This is a genomic window from Sphingomonas melonis DAPP-PG 224 (genome assembly GCF_000379045.1).
GTDB lineage: Bacteria > Pseudomonadota > Alphaproteobacteria > Sphingomonadales > Sphingomonadaceae > Sphingomonas > Sphingomonas aquatilis.
In genome coordinates this window covers 1,803,336-1,819,528 of record NZ_KB900605.1, presented here as the reverse complement: position 1 = coordinate 1,819,528, position 16,193 = coordinate 1,803,336, and the positions used below count along the sequence as shown (strand labels likewise).

Genomic DNA, 16,193 nt, shown 5'->3' with positions numbered 1-16,193 from the left:
TGTGGCCGGCGTCCCAAGCTCCACGCGAGCCGCAGCATGAGCGGCCTCGCCCTCGTCATCGTCGTCTTCGGCCTCGCGCTGATCGGCTGGCTCGCCGCGCGGATGCGGGCGGCGACGTTCCGCAAGCCGGGGGTCGCGCGCTTCACCGCTCTGCCCGTCCATTACGGCTATTTCGTCGCGCTTGCCGCCTTGGTGCCGCCGCTCCTGTTCCTCGCAGCATGGAGCCTCACCTCGCCCGCGCTCGTCACCGATGCGGTGATCGCCACCCCCGCCGCCGCGACGCTGCCCCCGCCGGGCTTCGAGCGCGCCTCGATCCTGTCGGAAGCACGCGCTCTGGCAAGCGGGCGCAGCCATGTACCGTTCCACGCGCTCTCGGTCCGCCTCGCCCCCGCCTATGCCGCCGCGCAGGCGCGCTACGACTGGATCGCCACCGCGCTGGCCTTGTGCCTCGCGATCGGCGGCGGCGCGCTCGCCTTCACACGCGTCCGCCCCGATTTCGCCGCACGCACGCAGGTGGAGCGCGTCGTCATGCTGCTGCTGCTGTGCGCGTCGCTCATCGCGATCCTCACCACGGTCGGCATCGTCGCGTCGCTGCTGTACGAATCCGGGCGCTTCTTCGGCATCGTGCCGATCGGCCAGTTCCTGTTCGGCACGCATTGGAGCCCGCAGGTCATCCTCCCCGACGATCCCGGCGCCAGCCTGGGCGCGGTGCCGCTGTTCTGGGGCACGTTCTTCATCGGCGCGGTGATCGCGATGGCGGTCGCCGTCCCCTTCGGCTTAATGAGCGCGATCTACCTCACCCAATATGCGCATGCCGCGACGCGCCGCTGGATGAAGCCGGTGCTGGAGATGCTCGCAGGCGTCCCCACCGTCGTCTACGGCTATTTCGCCGCGCTCACCGTCGCGCCCGCGGTCCGCCAGCTGGGCCTTGCGCTCGGCATTGCGAACGCCTCGTCCGAAAGCGCGCTGGCGGCGGGCGTGGTGATGGGGATCATGATCATCCCCTTCGTCTCGTCGATGGCCGACGATTCGATCGCGGCCGTCCCCGCCGCGATGCGCGACGGCAGTCTGGCGATGGGCGCCACGCAATCGGAAACGATCCGCAAGGTGATCCTGCCCGCGGCCCTGCCCGGCGTCGTCGGCGGTATCCTGCTCGCCGTTTCCCGCGCGATCGGCGAGACGATGATCGTCGTCATGGCGGCGAGCGGCGTCGCGACGCTCACCGCCAACCCCTTCGCCAGCACCACCACCGTCACGAAGCAGATCGTCGACCTGTTGACCGGCGAGGCGGAGTTCGACAGCGCCAAGACGCTCGCCGCCTTCGCGCTCGGCCTTACCCTGTTCGTCATCACGCTGGCGCTCAACGTCGTCGCGCTGACCGTCGTGAAGCGGTATCGGGAGGCCTATGACTGATCCCCGCCCCCTCCGCGATCCCGCCGCGGTGAAGCGGCGGACGCAGCGTCGCTATGCCGCGGAACGTCGCTTTCGCCGGCTCGGCCTTGCCGCGGTCTGGCTATCGGCGGGGTTCCTCGCCTTCCTGCTCGCGACGATGATCTGGCAGGGGGCGAGCGGCTTCCGCCAAACCCGCATCGCGCTGCCGGTCGATCTCGCCGCCGCGCACCTGCCGATCGCGTCGGCACAGCTGAAGGGCCGCGGCGCCAATCTTGCGCTCGCCGATGCGGGGCTCGAACAGGTGGTCGATGCCGCGGCGATCCGTGCCTATGGTCCGCGCGGGCCGGAGCTGTTGTCCGACGCCGCCTGGCTCACCGTGCGCGACGCGATCAAGCGCGACCCCGCACTGCTCGCCACGCGCACCACATTCGCCCTCCCCACCGCGACCGAGATCGACGTCGCCGCCAAGCATGACGGCACGCGCAGGGCCGAGGCGGTCGTCGCCCGCCTACAGGCGCGCGGCGTGCTGTCCGAAGGGTGGGACATGCGCTTCCTCGCCGGCGCCGATGCGACCGACCCGGTGCGCGTCGGCATCTGGGGCGCGCTCAAGGGATCGCTGCTCACCATGGCGGTGACGCTGGGCCTCGCCTTCCCGATCGGCGTGCTGTCTGCGCTCTACCTCGAGGAATATGCGCCGCGGAACCGCTGGACCGACCTGATCGAGGTATCGATCAACAATCTCGCCGCCGTGCCCTCGATCATCTTCGGGCTGCTCGGCCTCGCGGTCTTCCTCAACACCTTCCACCTGCCGCGCTCGGCGCCGCTGGTCGGCGGGCTGACGCTGGCGCTGATGACCATGCCGGTCATCGTCATCGCCGGCCGCAATGCGATCAAGGCGGTGCCGCCGTCGATCCGCGACGCCGCGCTCGCGATCGGTGCCTCGCCGGTGCAGGTGGTGTTCGACCATGTCCTCCCCCTCGCGCTGCCCGGTATCCTGACCGGCACGATCATCGGCATGGCCCGCGCGCTGGGCGAAACCGCACCGCTGCTGATGATCGGCATGCGCGCCTTCATCGCCGCGCCGCCCTCGCGCCTGACCGATCCCGCCACCGTCCTGCCCGTGCAGATCTTCCTCTGGTCGGATGAGGTCGACCGCGGCTTCGTCGAAAAGACCAGCGCCGCGATCATCGTGTTGCTCGTCTTCCTGCTCGCGATGAACGGCCTCGCCATCTACCTCCGCAACCGTTTCGAGACCCGCTGGTGACCCCCAAGATTTCCGCTCGCGATGTCAGCGTCCGCTATGGCGACACGCAAGCGATCGACCACGTCTCGATCGACGTCGATTCGGACAATATCGTCGCCTTCATCGGCCCGTCGGGCTGCGGCAAGTCGACCTTCCTGCGCACGCTCAACCGCATGAACGACACCGTCGCGAGCGCGCGCGTCACGGGCCAGATCCTGCTCGACGGCGAGGATATCTACGCCCCCGACATGGACGTCGTGCAGCTGCGCGCGCGGGTCGGCATGGTGTTCCAGAAGCCGAACCCCTTCCCCAAATCGATCTACGAAAACGTCGCCTACGGCCCGCGCATCCATGGCCTGGCGACAGCCCGCGCCGACCTGGACGATCTGGTCGAGGAATCGCTGCTGCGCGCCGGTTTGTGGGACGAGGTGAAAGATCGCCTGTCCGACAGCGGCACGGCCTTATCGGGGGGCCAGCAGCAGCGGCTGTGCATCGCCCGCGCCATCGCGGTGGAACCCGAAGTCATCCTGATGGACGAACCGTGCAGCGCGCTCGATCCCATCGCCACCGCGCGCATCGAGGAGCTGATCCACGAACTGCGCGGTCGCTACGCCATCGTCATCGTCACGCACAACATGCAGCAGGCCGCGCGCGTCTCCCAACGCACCGCCTTCTTCCACCTCGGCCAGCTGGTCGAATGCGGCGCGACCAGCGACATCTTCACCAACCCGCGGGAGGAACGGACCCGCGACTATATCACCGGACGGTACGGCTAATGGTGGATCACACGGTCAAGGCATTCGACGCCGATATCGGCCAGCTGCGCGGCATGATCTCGCAGATGGGCGGGCTTGCCGAGGATGCCATCGCACTCGCCATGCAGGCGCTCGCCCGCCCCGATCCCGAACTCGCCGCGCGCGTGCGCGCCGACGACAAGGCGATCGATGCGATCGAGGCGGAGGTGGAGCGGCTCGCGGTCCGCATCATCGCGCTGCGTGCGCCGATGGCGGTCGATCTGCGCGAGGTGGTGGCGGCGCTCAAGATCGCCGCCGTCGTCGAACGCATCGGCGATTACGCCAAGAACATCGCCAAGCGCGTGCCGATGATCGATGCCGATGGCGGCAGCCACCGCATCGAACCTTTGTCACTGCTCCCCTCGATGGCGCGCATGGCGAGCGACATGGTCCGCGCCGCGCTCGACGCTTTCGCGGCGCGTGATCCGGAAGCCGCGATCCGCGTCGTCGAAAGCGACGCCGCGCTCGACGATTTCTACGACAGCATCTTCCGCACGCTCGTCACCTACATGGTCGAGAACCCGCGCACGATCAGCCAGGTCGCCCATTTGCTGTTCGTCGCCAAGAACCTGGAGCGCGTCGGCGATCACGCCACCAACGTCGCCGAGATGGTCTATTTCGCCGCAACCGGAACCCAGATGGCCGATCGCGACCGCGACGGCGCTACGCACGAGGACATATTCTGATGGCACGCGCATCCATGCTGCTCGTCGAGGACGATGCCGCTCTCGCCGAATTGCTCATCTATCACTTCAAGCGTGAGGATTTCGACGTCGCCCATACTCCCGATGGCGAGGAGGCGTTACTGCTCGCCAAGGAGAAGACGCCCGACATCGTGCTGCTCGACTGGATGGTCGAAGGGCTGTCGGGGATCGAGGTCTGCCGCCGCCTGCGCCGCATGACCGAAACGCAGAACGTGCCGATCATCATGCTGACCGCGCGCGGCGAGGAAGAGGATCGCATCCGCGGTCTGGAGACCGGCGCCGACGATTATGTCACCAAGCCCTTCTCGCCCCGCGAACTCGTGGCCCGCGTCAGCGCGGTGCTGCGCCGCGTCCGCCCGGCGCTGGCCGGCGAAGCGCTGACCTATGACGACATCGAGATGGACACGGTCGGCCATAAGGTCCGTCGCGGCGGCGAGGTCGTGCCGCTGGGGCCTACCGAATTCCGCCTGCTCAAGCATTTCCTGGAACACCCCGGTTGGGTGTTCAGCCGCGAACGCCTGCTCGACGCGGTATGGGGCCACGACAGCGATATCGAGAGCCGGACGGTCGACGTCCACATCCGCCGCCTGCGCAAAGCGATCAACATCGGCGACCGGCCCGATCTGATCCGCACCGTGCGCTCTGCGGGTTATTCCCTCGATTCAGGGACTTAATCGCAAAGAATCGAATCGGCGGCGAAACGAAGGAGAAAAGTTTGCGATGAGACGTTGGGCCTCGGTGCTGACACCTGTCGGCGCATGAGGTTTCAAAGGAGATTCCCGCGATGAAGCTCATTCTGCTCGCCGCCACGGCGATGATCGCAGCGCCGGTGATGGCGCAGACCACGCCGGCCCCCGCGCCCGCCGACCAGACGATGACCCCGGCTCCGGCCGATCCCGCCGCGGCGCCCGCCGACGCGCAGACCCCGCCGCCGCCGCCCGCCGCCCCGGCACCGCAGGCGAGCATGCCCCCCGCCGAGACCACCGGCTCGCCCGCCGGCGGCTATGCGCCGACCGGCCCGGCCGTGACCGGCGGTACGCCGGGTTCGACCCTGCCCCCGGTCTTCCGTCAGGCGCCGACCCCGGATCAGGCCTTCCCGCCGCCCCCGGCGAAGGAAAGCTACCCGATCTGCAAGAAGGGTCAGTATGACGGCTGCATGCAGGCGAGCCAGGCCCCGCACAAGGCGAAGCGCCGCGCGCGTCGCTAAGCAAGGCTGACCATCGGCGGGCGCGACATCCTGTGTTGCGCCCGTTCGAAGGTCCGGTATGGAAGGCGCTTCATTCCATCGTGGAAGGAGCGCCTTTTCCATGTCCAGTCCGATCCGCTTCGATGATCGCGTCGCTATCGTCACCGGAGCCGGCGGCGGCCTCGGTCGCCATTACGCCCTCGAACTCGCCAGGCGTGGCGCCAAGGTCGTCGTCAACGATCTCGGCGGCGCCCGCGACGGCACGGGCCATTCCGACGCGGCGCTCGCCGTGGTCGAGGAAATCCGCGCTGCTGGCGGCGAGGCGATGTCGAACGGCGGCAACGTCGCCGAATACGATCAGATGGTCGAGATGGTCGCCCGCGCCAAAGAGGCTTGGGGCGGCGTCCACGTCCTCATCAACAACGCCGGCGTCCTGCGCGACAAGACCTTCGCGAAGATGGAGCCCGCCGATTTCGAATTCGTGGTCCGCGTCCACCTGCTGGGCTCGGCCTTCGCCACCAAGGCGTGCTGGGAGACGTTCCGCGAGCAGAATTACGGTCGCGTGCTGATGACCTCGTCGTCCAGCGGCCTCTTCGGCAATTTCGGCCAGGCCAATTACGGCGCCGCCAAGCTAGGCCTCGCCGGCCTCGCCAAGACATTGGGGATCGAGGGCGCGAAGAACGACATCCGCGTCAACACCATTGCCCCGACCGCCGGCACGCGCATGACCGAGGATCTGTTCCCCGCCGCCGCCTTCGAAGCCTTCGCTCCCGAAAAGGTCGCGCCCGGCGCGCTGTATCTGGTCAGCGAGAACGCGCCGAGCAACGTCATCCTCGGCGCCGGCGCCGGCGTCTTCCAAGCTTCCTATGTCACGCTGACGCCCGGTACGCTGCTGACCGGCGAGGCGCTCTCACCCGAAGGCGTCGCCGATGCGTGGGACGCGATCGCCGACCGCGAGGGAGAGATCGTGCCGAAGACCGGGGCCGAACAGGCGATGACGATCGGCAAGCTGCTCCAGGGCGGCTGAGCCGCCAGCCTGCGCGCCCCGCCGGCTCGGGCCGGCAGGGCGCCAGGGATCAGTCGACGAACGCGCGCTCGATCACATACGTCCCGGCCTTGGCGTTCGAGCCTTCTTCGAAGCCGATGCCGTCCAGCATCGCCGCCGTTTCGCGGATCATCGCCATCGACCCGCACAGCATGATGCGGTCGGTTTCGGGATCGAGCTTCTTCGCGCCCTGCACCGGGTCGCCGAATAGCGCCGCGCTCTCGATCAGGTCGCCGATGCGCCCCGTCGTACGGAACGGCTCGCGCGTCACCGTCGGGATATAGTGGAACTGCGTCGCCGCTTCCTCCGACACCAATGGATCGTCGGCAAGGCGCGCCTCCAATTCGTCGTGATAGGCCAGGTCGCTGACCTGCCGCACCGAATGGACCAGGATCACCTGGTCGAACATGCTGTACACGTCGGGATCGCGTGCCAGGCTGAGGAACGGCGCAAGGCCCGTGCCGGTCGAGAAGAAGAACAATCGCTTGCCGCCGATCAGCGCGTCGGTGACGAGCGTCCCCGTCGGCTTCTTCCCCATATACACTTCGTCGCCCGCCTCGATCAGCTGCAGCTTCGACGTCAGCGGCCCGTCCTCGACCTTGATCGACAGGAACTCCAATTCCTCGGCATAATGCGGGCTGGCGATCGAATAGGCGCGCATGATCGGCTTGGCGCCCTCGCCGTCACCGGGCAGGCCGATCATCACGAACTCGCCCGAGCGGAAGCGGAAGCTGGCCGGGCGCTCGACCGCGAAGCTGAACAGCCGGTCGTTCCAGTGGCGCACCCACAGCACCTTGACGTTGGCGAACGCCTTGGTTTCGGGGATCGTCTTCGGCGTGCGGGTATCGGTCATCGCGGGCAGGACTTCGGGTTGTTCGAGAAGCGTTCGCAATATGAAGCACGCGCCCCACGGTCAACCGAAGCAAAGCTTGTCGGGGCCCCGTCCGGACATTGCCGAGCCTTGCCCCCCACCCCATATCCGTTCCCGATATGGTCATCCAGATTCGCACCACCCTCGACGAGCCGGAAACCGGCCAGAGCTTCATCCCCCACCGCCCCGCGCGCCCCGACAAGGTGGAGGGCGGCCGCCCGTTCAAGCTGGTCAGCGAATATCAGCCATCCGGCGATCAGCCGACCGCGATCGCCGAGCTGACCGCGACCGCGCGCGCGGGTGAGAAGGACCAGGTGCTGCTCGGCGTCACCGGCTCGGGCAAGACCTTCACCATGGCGAAGGTGATCGAGGAATTGCAGCGGCCGGCGCTGATACTCGCGCCCAACAAGATCCTCGCGGCGCAGCTCTACGGCGAGTTCAAGAGCTTCTTCCCCGATAACGCCGTCGAATATTTCGTCAGCTATTACGATTACTACCAGCCCGAGGCGTACGTGCCCCGGTCGGACACCTATATCGAGAAAGAGTCGTCGACTAACGAATCGATCGACCGCATGCGCCATTCGGCGACGCGTTCGCTGCTCGAACGCGACGACGTCATCATCGTCGCCTCGGTGTCGTGCCTGTACGGTATCGGCTCGGTCGAAACCTATTCGGCGATGATCTTCGACCTGAAAAAGGGCACGACGGTGGACCAGCGTGAGATCGTGCGCAAGCTCGTCGCGTTGCAATACAAGCGCAACGACGCCGCCTTCCAGCGCGGCAACTTCCGCGTGAAGGGCGACACGCTCGAAATCTTTCCGTCGCATTATGAAGACAGTGCGTGGCGGATCAGCTTCTTCGGCGACGACATCGAAGAGATCACCGAATTCGATCCGCTGACGGGCAAGAAAGTCGCCTCGCTCAACAGCGTGCGCGTCTATGCCAACAGCCACTATGTCACCCCTGGCCCGACGCTCAAGCAGGCGGGCGAGGCGATCAAGCACGAGCTGTCCGAACGGCTGAAGGAGCTGATCGCGGAAGGCAAATTGCTCGAGGCTCAGCGCCTCGAACAGCGCACCAACTTCGATCTCGAAATGATCGCGGCGACCGGCAGCTGCGCGGGCATCGAGAATTACAGCCGCTTCCTCACCGGTCGCCTGCCCGGCGAGCCGCCCCCCACCCTGTTCGAATATCTCCCCGAAAATGCCGTGCTATTCGTCGACGAAAGCCACCAGACCGTGCCGCAGATCGGCGCGATGGCGCGCGGCGACCATCGACGGAAAATCACGCTCGCCGAATATGGCTTCCGCCTGCCGTCGTGCATCGACAACCGGCCACTCCGCTTCAACGAATGGGACGCGATGCGCCCGCAGACGGTCAGCGTCTCGGCGACGCCGGGCAATTGGGAGATGGAGCAGACCGGCGGCGTCTTCGCCGAGCAGGTGATTCGCCCCACCGGCCTGATCGACCCGCCCGTCGAAATCCGCCCGGTCGAGGAACAGGTGCAGGACCTGATCCAGGAGTGCAAGGCGACCACCGCCAAGGGCTATCGCACGTTGGTGACGACGCTCACCAAGCGCATGTCCGAGGACCTGACCGAATATATGCACGAAGCGGGGATCAAGGTCCGCTACATGCACTCCGACGTCGAGACGCTGGAGCGTATCGAGCTGATCCGTGACCTGCGGCTGGGCGTCTACGACGTCCTCATCGGCATCAACCTGCTGCGCGAAGGCCTCGACATTCCCGAATGCGGGCTGGTCGCAATTCTCGACGCCGACAAGGAAGGTTTCCTGCGCTCCGAAACCTCGCTGATCCAGACCATCGGCCGCGCCGCGCGCAACGTCGATGGCCGCGTGATCCTCTACGCCGACCGCATCACCGGCTCGATGGAGCGGGCGATGAACGAGACGCAGCGCCGTCGCGAAAAGCAGGAAGCGTATAACGCCGAACACGGCATCACGCCGACGACGATCCGCCGCAATATCGGCGACATCATCGCGCACGTCAGCCAGGGCGATCAGGTCACCGTCCCCATCGACGAAGACCGCCCCCACATGGTCGGCCACAACCTGCGCGCCTATATCGAAGACCTCGAAAAGCAGATGCGCAAGGCCGCCGCCGACCTCGAATTCGAAACTGCCGGCCGCCTCCGCGACGAAATCCGCCAGCTCGAAAACGAAGAACTCGGCCTGCCCGTACACGAGCAAAAGGCCCCGATCATGGGCCGCAGCAACGAAGGCAAACCGGGAACGCGCAAGACGCGCTATGGGAAGGAACAGAAGATGCGGATGGGAGGCCGACGGGGGCGGTAGTCTTGTAGAATTGCATTCTACAAGGGCAGGGAGTTAACTGCCTCAGCTACTGCAGCTACGGATCAGGGGAAAGGACGATGCCATGATCCGTAGCTTCGCCGACCCCGAAACCGAACGCATATGGAACCGCGACCGCAGCCGCCGATTGCCCCCGGATATTCAGCAACGAGCCGTGCGGCGACTGACGCTGTTAGACGCCGCGCTTAGTCTCGAAGAATTGGCCGCAATGAAAAGCAACCGCCTGCATCCCCTGAAGGACGACCGCGCGGGACAGCATGCGATTGCCATCAACATGCAATGGCGGATATGCTTCGTGTGGAAGGACGGAGACGCACATGACGTCGAGATCACCGACTATCACTGATGCGGACTGGCTGGAGAACGAGCATGCCGGCCAGCTGCTGGTCAGCGAATTTCTGGAACCAGAAGAGTTGAGCATTGACCAGCTCGCTCGGGCGATCGATGTCGACAGCGATCGCGTGTTGGATGTCGTCGAAGGACGCCGCGCGATCGACGCCGAGCTCGACCTTCGCCTCGCCCGCTATTTCGGCCTCTCGGACGGCTTTTTCCTGCGCCTGCAGGATCGGTATGAAATCGTCGAGGCCAAGCGCGCCCTAAACGACGCGCTCGACCGGATCGTGCCGCGCGCCGCTTAACCCGCCGCCAAATTCTCGCTGCCGACGCCGTAGTAGCTCGCGACGCGATCGGCATAGGCCTGATCGAACACGGGGGCGTTGTTCGCCCAGCTCGGGCCGCCTTCCAGGATACGGCGATCGATGGTGATGACGTACAGGTCGCGGACGGGATCGAACTGCAACAGGCCGAACGGCACCGGGTAGAAGCTCTTGCCCATCCCCAGGAATCCGCCGAGGCTCAGCACGGCGTGCGTCGTGCGGCCCGATCCCTTGTGGACCATCAGCGCATAGACCGCGCCCACCTGGTCCCCGTCGCGGCTTTCGACCTTCAGCGAATGGGCGATATTGGCCTGCGCGAGCAGCTGGGTGGTGGCGGTCTGCGTGTCGGTGGACATCGAAAAGCTCCTGTTTCGTGCCGGGTGAACCGCCTTGTGGCCGCGCCGGTTCCATGTTCACGCGCCTTGAGCGCGCCTGCCGCTTCGCCCATAAGCCCCGCCCATGCGCCGTCTCGCCTTCAATCCTGCCCCGGGTCTCGCCATCGCCCTGCTCGCCGCACTCGGTGCCTGCGTGCCCCAGCCGATCGCGCCGCCGGCCACGCCGACGCCTGCTCCGGTTCGCCCGCAGCCTGCACCAGTCGCAGCGCCGCGCGGCAGCGACTGGCGCGACTGGCCGCTGACGCCGGGCACCTGGACCTATCGCCGCGATGCACGCGGCAGCCTGGCGCTGTTCGGGATGGCGGGCAGCGACGCGGTGGTGACGCTGCGCTGCGACCTGTCGGGCCGTCAGATCTTCCTGTCGCGCGCCGGCAGCGTGCTCGCGCCGCTGACGATCCGCACCACCAGCACCACCCGCGCACTGGCGATGCGCCCGACCGGCGGCACGCCGCCATATGTCGCGACCACGCTCGCGCCCAACGACAGCCTGCTCGACGCGATGGGCTTCAGCCGCGGACGGTTCGTAGTGGAGCAGCCCGGCAGCGGCACGTTGGTCCTGCCCGCCTGGGCGGAGATCGAGCGCGTGACCGAGGATTGCCGGCGCTAGCCCAAAGGCCCGGGGCCAAGGGGCGCGATGCTCGTGCAAAACGCGTTACATTACAAGTCTTGCATGTGGCCGCGGCGATGCGCACATTGCCGGTGTGGCGGGGGTCCCCGGCACATGGCTATCACAAGCGAAAGGAGGTGATCCGATGTCTCATGGTTCAGCAGTGGGGTCGGTTCAGTTCGTTCGGGGGACTGGCTTCTAACACCCGATACGGCGGCACCGGGGGGTATCCTCCCCCAATCAACGATGTCGTCATGGGTTGAAGAGGCCTCATGGTCTCCCGGGCTGGAGCTCTCCGGCCGCTGACCATGTTTGGGGGGTGTCGGGTCGCCGCGAGGCGCCCGGCACCCTCTTCTCATTTCGGGCTACAGGAAGCGGTGCATCACCAAGGCATCGACCGGGCCCAGCCGCGGATGGTCGAACGCCTCCGGCACCCGCCCGACGATCGCAAAGCCCAGCGCCTGCCACAGCTTCGCCGCCACCGTGTTGCTGGCAAGCACGAAATTGAACTGCATCGCGCGAAAGCCCGCTGCCCGCGCCGCGTCGAACGAATGTTCCGCCATCGCCCGCGCGACGCCCTGCCCGCGCGCCGCTTCGGCCGTGACATAGCCCGCATTGGCGACATGCGCGCCGCCGCCCGCCTGATTGGCTTGTATGTAATAACTGCCCAGCAGCACGCCATCGCGCTCGGCCACGAACACCTGATGCGCCGCCGCGAACCAATGGTCCGCGATGGCCGCCGACGTCATGTCGCGCGGCAGGGCATAGGCCTCGCCCAGGGCAATCACGGGCGCGAGCATCGCGACGACGCCCGCCACGTCGTCGGGGCTTGCCGGGCGGATCGTCGGCGCCGTCACGCCGCTGTCCGCCGCGACGGGGTCTCCTCGATCAGCGTGTAGAGCATTGTCTCTTCCCCCTCGATCCGACGCAGCAGCAGCTGCAGGATCTGCCGCGTGGCGGCCCCGAAGGCAATCCAGTCGTCCGCGATCCGCTCCGCCGGCCAGGCCGCGACATAAGCGCGGTAGCGGTCGGCGAGCGACCCCATCTCGGCGGCGAAGCGGGTTGCGACGGCCGCCACCCGCGGATCGGGGCTCGCGCACAGCCGAGGATAGAGCAACGCATCCTCCTTCGCGAGATGCGCCAGCAGCTTGCGGGTCAGCAGCCACCGCGCCTTCCCCAATGTCGTCAAATCGGGCTGCGGCGCCGCCACACAGGCCAGCAGCGCTGCAGTCAGCTCGCGCAGCTCGTCATGCTCGGCGGACAAAGTCCTCCTGCTCAACATGAGCCATCCCCACATATTTCGCGTCGAATCAAATACTAAGCCGTCTCGGTTTCTGGCGGGTAAATGCGGGAGGCCGCCAAGCCCCCTTCTTGAAGCCAAAACGAATCGTTGTGTAAACACAACAGATCATGCAGAATGGACGCATGCACAACCGCATCGCCTTGTTCCGGAACGACCGCAACGTGTCGCGGCGCGAGCTGGCGGAGGCGGTCGGCGTCAATCCGCAGACGATCGGCTATCTCGAACGCGGCGATTACAACCCCAGTCTGGAATTGGGCCTGAAGATCGCCGCCTATTTCGACGTCCCCGTGGACCTGATCTTCTCGCTCGCCCCCTTCCCCTCGCTCACCGACGCGCTGCGCCGGGCCGGAGACGCCTGATGGGCTATGACAGCCGCCGCTGGACCGGGCGCTATGCACCCGGGGAGATGCCGCCGGAGTTTGCCGGTGGCCGGCCCTATCGGCGTCGTTCTTTGCGATGGTGGCTGATGGCCGCCGTGGTCGTCAGCCTTGGCCTAGCTCTCGTCCAGTTCTGGGTGCCGGGCGACCAAAGAACCGGCCTGCCAATCGGATGGTTCGTCGTCATCGGCATCATGAACATGGGCTCGGGCCGCTCACCCTTTGCCAAGGGAGGCTGGATGCAAGACTCGTACGACGAGTTCGAACGTGCCGCCCTGATGCGCGCGACACAGCGCGCCTATTGGGTCGTCACATTGCTCGGCGCCGGTGCGCTCGGCTGGTGCGCACTCGCCACGTCCTATGGCTGGCCGATGCCGCACCGCTGGGGCGACTGGGCGGTCTGGGGCCTTGCGCTTGTCGCCACCGCCTCCAACCTGCCGACCCTGTTCGCCGAATGGGCGATCCCTTTTCCCGTTTCCGAGGACGCCGCATGAGCTACCGCGACGGCTACGACATCCGCAAATGGCAGGCGAACGAGATCAAGCAGCGTCCGCGTCGATACTGGGTTCGCTGGGGCATGAGCGCTGGCCTCCTCTTCGTTCTCACGATTCCCGTCTTCGCGATGGTCGGCGCCTATGATCGCGGCTCCACGCTGCCGAACGTCATGCCGATGAGCATGCTGCTGTTCATCACCTCGCTCCAGTCCCCTTTCACGCGCGAGGCGTGGCTGAGTCCGGCCGGATTTGCGACCTTCGACGAGTTCGAACGTACCGCGCTGTCGGACGCGATGCGCCGCGCCTATCTGATCGACATCCTCGTCGTCAGCATGCTGTTCGTCTGGCTGATGCTCGCCAGCCGCCTCGACTGGCCGATGCCGGCGACCACCAGCCAATGGGGCGCGATCGGCTATGCCACGGTGATGACCATGCTGACGCTCCCCGTCCTCTTCGCCGAATTCATGGTGCCGATGCCCGACCCGGAGGATGAGCCGCTGTGACCGACAAGACACCCCTTCAGCGCCTCGACGCGCTCGTCGGCTGGACCGGCATTCCGGCGCTGTCGCAGCACCCGCCCCGCCGTCGTCCCTTGCGCTGGCCCGCGACGATCGCGCTGGCCCTGGCCTTCGCCGGCATCGCCCTGTCGCTCAGCCGCGGCATGCAGACGCCGCTCGCGCTCGCCGGTTATGGCATCGAAATGCTGGGCTTCATGCTCGCCATGGTCGTCAAGATCGTCGGCCCACTCAAACCCTATGGCGGCGTCGAGAAGGCCGACGAATGGGACCGCGCGGTCCGCGCCCGCGCCTATCTGTCGACCTTCGCCGTCTTCGCGATCACGACGATGCTCGCGCTGTTCGCGCTGATGGCCGGCCTCGCGCTCGACTGGCCCAAGCCTGCGCTGATGCAGGGCGCGGCACAGACGCTGTTCCTGCTCTTCACCATCCTCAACGCCACCCCCGCCGCCCAGGCGAGCTGGGCGGTCCGCTGGCAGCAGGACGACGATCAGGCGGGGTGAGGCCTTACCCCGCGCCCCGAAGTCCCCGGCGTCGCCCCAGTGCAGGCTGTGGCCTCTGCCGGTTCTTGTCGCGAGCTCTCACCGGAAGATCCCAGCCTGCGCTGGGATGACGGACATGGCCACCAGCATCACGCCGGCTGCAACAACCCTTCCTTCGCGATCTTGTCGCGCCACACCAGCGGCGCGAGCTGGTGGACGTTGTTGCCCTCGCTATCCACCGCGACGGTGACGGGGAAGTCGCTGACCTCGAATTCGTAGATCGCTTCCATCCCCAGGTCCTCGAACCCGACGACCTTGCTGCCCTTGATCGCACGCGCCACCAGATAGGCCGCGCCACCGACCGCCATCAGATAGGCGCTCTTCGCCTCGCGGATCGCGTCGGTCGCGGCGGGGCCGCGCTCTGCCTTGCCGACGCAGGCGAGCAGGCCCTGATCCAGCATCATGCGCATGAACTTGTCCATGCGGGTGGCGGTGGTGGGGCCGGCGGGACCGACCACCTCTTCACCGACCGGATCGACCGGACCGACATAATAGATCACCCGGCCCCTGAACTCGACCGGCAGCTCCTCGCCCTTCGCCAGCATGTCGGCGATGCGCTTGTGCGCCGCGTCCCGCCCGGTCAGCATCTTGCCGTTGAGCAGCAACCGGTCGCCCTGCTTCCACGACTGCACCACCTCCGGCGTCAGCGTGTCGAGATCGACGCGGATCGCGGCCTTGTCGGGCGTCCAGTTGACGTCGGGCCATTCGCTGAGCTTCGGCGCCTCCAGATAAGCCGGGCCGCTGCCATTGAGCGTGAAATGCGCATGGCGGGTCGCGGCGCAATTGGGGATCATCGCCACCGGCTTGCCCGCCGCATGGCACGGCGCGTCCTTGATCTTGACGTCGAGGATCGTGGAGAGGCCGCCCAGCCCCTGCGCGCCGATGCCCAGCGCATTGACCTTGTCGAAAATCTCGATGCGCAGCGCCTCGATATCGTTCTTCGGCCCGCGCGCCTTCAGCGGCCCCATGTCGATCGGCTCCATCAGCGCCTGCTTGGCGAGCAGCACGCAATGCTCCGCGGTGCCGCCGATGCCGATGCCCAGCATGCCCGGCGGGCACCAGCCCGCGCCCATCTGCGGCAGCATCTCGATCACCCAGTCGACGATCGAATCGCTGGGGTTCATCATCTTGAACTTCGACTTGTTTTCGCTGCCGCCGCCCTTCGCCGCGACATCGACCGAGACGGTCGCACCCGGCACCATCTCGACATGCAGCACGCACGGCGTGTTGTCGCGCGTGTTGCGACGCGTGAACGCCGGATCGGCCAGCACCGAGGCGCGCAGCTTGTTCTCCGGGTGGAGGTAGGCGCGGCGCACGCCCTCGTCGATCACCTCCTGCATCGATCGGCTGTTGTCGTCCAGCCGGCAGTCCATGCCCCACTTCACGAACACGTTGACGATGCCCGTGTCCTGGCAGATCGGGCGATGCCCCTCCGCGCACATACGGCTGTTGGTCAGGATCTGCGCGATCGCATCCTTGGCGGCCGGGCTCTGTTCGGCCTCATAGGCCTCGCCCAGGGCGCGGATGTAATCCATCGGGTGATAGTAACTGATGAATTGCAGGGCGTCGGCGACGCTGTCGATCAGGTCGGCGGCGCGGATGGTCACGGGCAGGCTGGTCACAGGCGAAAGCTCCTTCGGGAAATAGCCTTTACCCCCCGGCTGCGCGCCCGCCAAGCATCGCTGCGATGCAGCCGTTTCGGCCCCCTTTGCAGGGATTTATCAAGGATCGCGGGG

The 16,193-nt window shown here is 66.7% G+C and carries 20 protein-coding genes; 15 read left to right on the top strand and 5 right to left on the bottom strand.

All coding sequences use genetic code 11. The features are described from left to right. The first annotated feature begins 36 nt into the window (after positions 1 to 36). The 7 genes from pstC (at position 37) to SPHME3_RS0108830 (ending at position 6,346) form a co-directional block, all read left to right on the top strand. Complete coding sequence (pstC, locus tag SPHME3_RS0108860; RefSeq protein ID WP_017979516.1) at positions 37 to 1,413, top strand: phosphate ABC transporter permease subunit PstC; 1,377 nt, start codon at positions 37 to 39, stop codon at positions 1,411 to 1,413. After that, positions 1,406 to 2,656: a phosphate ABC transporter permease PstA gene (gene pstA / locus SPHME3_RS0108855; RefSeq protein WP_020486555.1), complete on the top strand. Its 1,251-nt coding sequence runs from the start codon at positions 1,406 to 1,408 to the stop codon at positions 2,654 to 2,656. Before pstC ends, pstA begins: the two co-directional genes overlap by 8 nt. Next, on the top strand, positions 2,650 to 3,411 hold the full coding sequence (gene pstB, locus SPHME3_RS0108850) for a phosphate ABC transporter ATP-binding protein PstB (protein WP_221204744.1): 762 nt from the start codon (positions 2,650 to 2,652) through the stop codon (positions 3,409 to 3,411). The genes pstA and pstB overlap by 7 nt, the downstream gene beginning before the upstream one ends. Further along, the gene (phoU, locus tag SPHME3_RS0108845) at positions 3,411 to 4,115 is read left to right on the top strand and encodes a phosphate signaling complex protein PhoU (protein ID WP_017979519.1); all 705 of its coding nucleotides are present in this window, start codon (positions 3,411 to 3,413) and stop codon (positions 4,113 to 4,115) included. The genes pstB and phoU overlap by 1 nt, the downstream gene beginning before the upstream one ends. Continuing rightward, the gene (phoB, locus tag SPHME3_RS0108840) at positions 4,115 to 4,807 is read left to right on the top strand and encodes a phosphate regulon transcriptional regulator PhoB (protein ID WP_020486556.1); all 693 of its coding nucleotides are present in this window, start codon (positions 4,115 to 4,117) and stop codon (positions 4,805 to 4,807) included. The genes phoU and phoB overlap by 1 nt, the downstream gene beginning before the upstream one ends. Positions 4,808 to 4,917: 110 nt before the next feature. Next, a complete protein-coding gene (locus SPHME3_RS0108835; RefSeq protein ID WP_017979521.1) occupies positions 4,918 to 5,340 on the top strand; it encodes a hypothetical protein in 423 nt (140 codons plus the stop codon). A 100-nt stretch (positions 5,341 to 5,440) separates the two neighbouring features. Further along, complete coding sequence (locus SPHME3_RS0108830; RefSeq protein ID WP_017979522.1) at positions 5,441 to 6,346, top strand: SDR family NAD(P)-dependent oxidoreductase; 906 nt, start codon at positions 5,441 to 5,443, stop codon at positions 6,344 to 6,346. A gap of 49 nt (positions 6,347 to 6,395) precedes the next feature. On the opposite strand, the gene SPHME3_RS0108825 is transcribed toward SPHME3_RS0108830, so the two are convergent. Further along, on the bottom strand, positions 6,396 to 7,217 hold the full coding sequence (locus SPHME3_RS0108825) for a ferredoxin--NADP reductase (RefSeq protein WP_018250683.1): 822 nt from the start codon (positions 7,215 to 7,217) through the stop codon (positions 6,396 to 6,398). Positions 7,218 to 7,354: 137 nt separating this feature from the next. On the opposite strand from SPHME3_RS0108825, the gene uvrB reads away from it, so the two are divergent. The 3 genes from uvrB (at position 7,355) to SPHME3_RS0108810 (ending at position 10,206) form a co-directional block, all read left to right on the top strand. Then, positions 7,355 to 9,550, top strand: a complete 2,196-nt coding sequence (gene uvrB, locus SPHME3_RS0108820) for an excinuclease ABC subunit UvrB (RefSeq protein ID WP_017979524.1) — start codon at positions 7,355 to 7,357, stop codon at positions 9,548 to 9,550. Positions 9,551 to 9,632: 82 nt separating this feature from the next. Next, positions 9,633 to 9,914 (top strand): type II toxin-antitoxin system RelE/ParE family toxin, encoded by a 282-nt coding sequence (locus SPHME3_RS0108815; RefSeq protein WP_017979525.1) that lies wholly within the window; start codon positions 9,633 to 9,635, stop codon positions 9,912 to 9,914. Further along, on the top strand, positions 9,886 to 10,206 hold the full coding sequence (locus SPHME3_RS0108810) for a HigA family addiction module antitoxin (RefSeq protein WP_018250682.1): 321 nt from the start codon (positions 9,886 to 9,888) through the stop codon (positions 10,204 to 10,206). The genes SPHME3_RS0108815 and SPHME3_RS0108810 overlap by 29 nt, the downstream gene beginning before the upstream one ends. On the opposite strand, the gene SPHME3_RS0108805 is transcribed toward SPHME3_RS0108810, so the two are convergent. Then, the gene (locus SPHME3_RS0108805) at positions 10,203 to 10,580 is read right to left on the bottom strand and encodes a PRC-barrel domain-containing protein (RefSeq protein WP_017979527.1); all 378 of its coding nucleotides are present in this window, start codon (positions 10,578 to 10,580) and stop codon (positions 10,203 to 10,205) included. The two genes, SPHME3_RS0108810 and SPHME3_RS0108805, sit on opposite strands and share 4 nt — an antisense overlap. Positions 10,581 to 10,683: 103 nt before the next feature. Here SPHME3_RS0108805 and SPHME3_RS0108800 point away from each other — a divergent pair, with 103 nt between their 5' ends. Continuing rightward, on the top strand, positions 10,684 to 11,226 hold the full coding sequence (locus SPHME3_RS0108800; RefSeq protein ID WP_017979528.1) for a hypothetical protein: 543 nt from the start codon (positions 10,684 to 10,686) through the stop codon (positions 11,224 to 11,226). Positions 11,227 to 11,591: 365 nt separating this feature from the next. Here the strand turns inward: SPHME3_RS0108800 and SPHME3_RS0108795 are convergent, their stop codons facing one another. Both SPHME3_RS0108795 and SPHME3_RS0108790 read right to left on the bottom strand, forming a co-directional pair. Further along, entirely contained in the window at positions 11,592 to 12,083 is a 492-nt protein-coding gene (locus SPHME3_RS0108795) for a GNAT family N-acetyltransferase (RefSeq protein WP_017979529.1), read from the bottom strand. Continuing rightward, a complete protein-coding gene (locus tag SPHME3_RS0108790; RefSeq protein WP_231292038.1) occupies positions 12,080 to 12,508 on the bottom strand; it encodes a hemerythrin domain-containing protein in 429 nt (142 codons plus the stop codon). The genes SPHME3_RS0108795 and SPHME3_RS0108790 overlap by 4 nt, the downstream gene beginning before the upstream one ends. 143 nt (positions 12,509 to 12,651) lie before the next feature. Between SPHME3_RS0108790 and SPHME3_RS0108785 the strand changes: the two genes are divergently transcribed. The 4 genes from SPHME3_RS0108785 to SPHME3_RS0108770 are packed head-to-tail and all read left to right on the top strand — an operon-like array spanning position 12,652 to position 14,418. Then, the gene (locus SPHME3_RS0108785; RefSeq protein ID WP_017979531.1) at positions 12,652 to 12,888 is read left to right on the top strand and encodes a helix-turn-helix transcriptional regulator; all 237 of its coding nucleotides are present in this window, start codon (positions 12,652 to 12,654) and stop codon (positions 12,886 to 12,888) included. Then, entirely contained in the window at positions 12,888 to 13,400 is a 513-nt protein-coding gene (locus tag SPHME3_RS0108780; protein ID WP_018250680.1) for a hypothetical protein, read from the top strand. Before SPHME3_RS0108785 ends, SPHME3_RS0108780 begins: the two co-directional genes overlap by 1 nt. After that, positions 13,397 to 13,903: a hypothetical protein gene (locus tag SPHME3_RS0108775; RefSeq protein WP_017979533.1), complete on the top strand. Its 507-nt coding sequence runs from the start codon at positions 13,397 to 13,399 to the stop codon at positions 13,901 to 13,903. The genes SPHME3_RS0108780 and SPHME3_RS0108775 overlap by 4 nt, the downstream gene beginning before the upstream one ends. Further along, the gene (locus SPHME3_RS0108770) at positions 13,900 to 14,418 is read left to right on the top strand and encodes a hypothetical protein (protein WP_017979534.1); all 519 of its coding nucleotides are present in this window, start codon (positions 13,900 to 13,902) and stop codon (positions 14,416 to 14,418) included. Before SPHME3_RS0108775 ends, SPHME3_RS0108770 begins: the two co-directional genes overlap by 4 nt. A gap of 128 nt (positions 14,419 to 14,546) precedes the next feature. Here the strand turns inward: SPHME3_RS0108770 and SPHME3_RS0108765 are convergent, their stop codons facing one another. Beyond that, positions 14,547 to 16,079 carry a fumarate hydratase gene (locus SPHME3_RS0108765; protein WP_020486557.1) on the bottom strand — a complete coding sequence of 511 codons (1,533 nt, stop codon included), beginning with the start codon at positions 16,077 to 16,079 and terminating at the stop codon, positions 14,547 to 14,549. Positions 16,080 to 16,193: the final 114 nt, after the last annotated feature.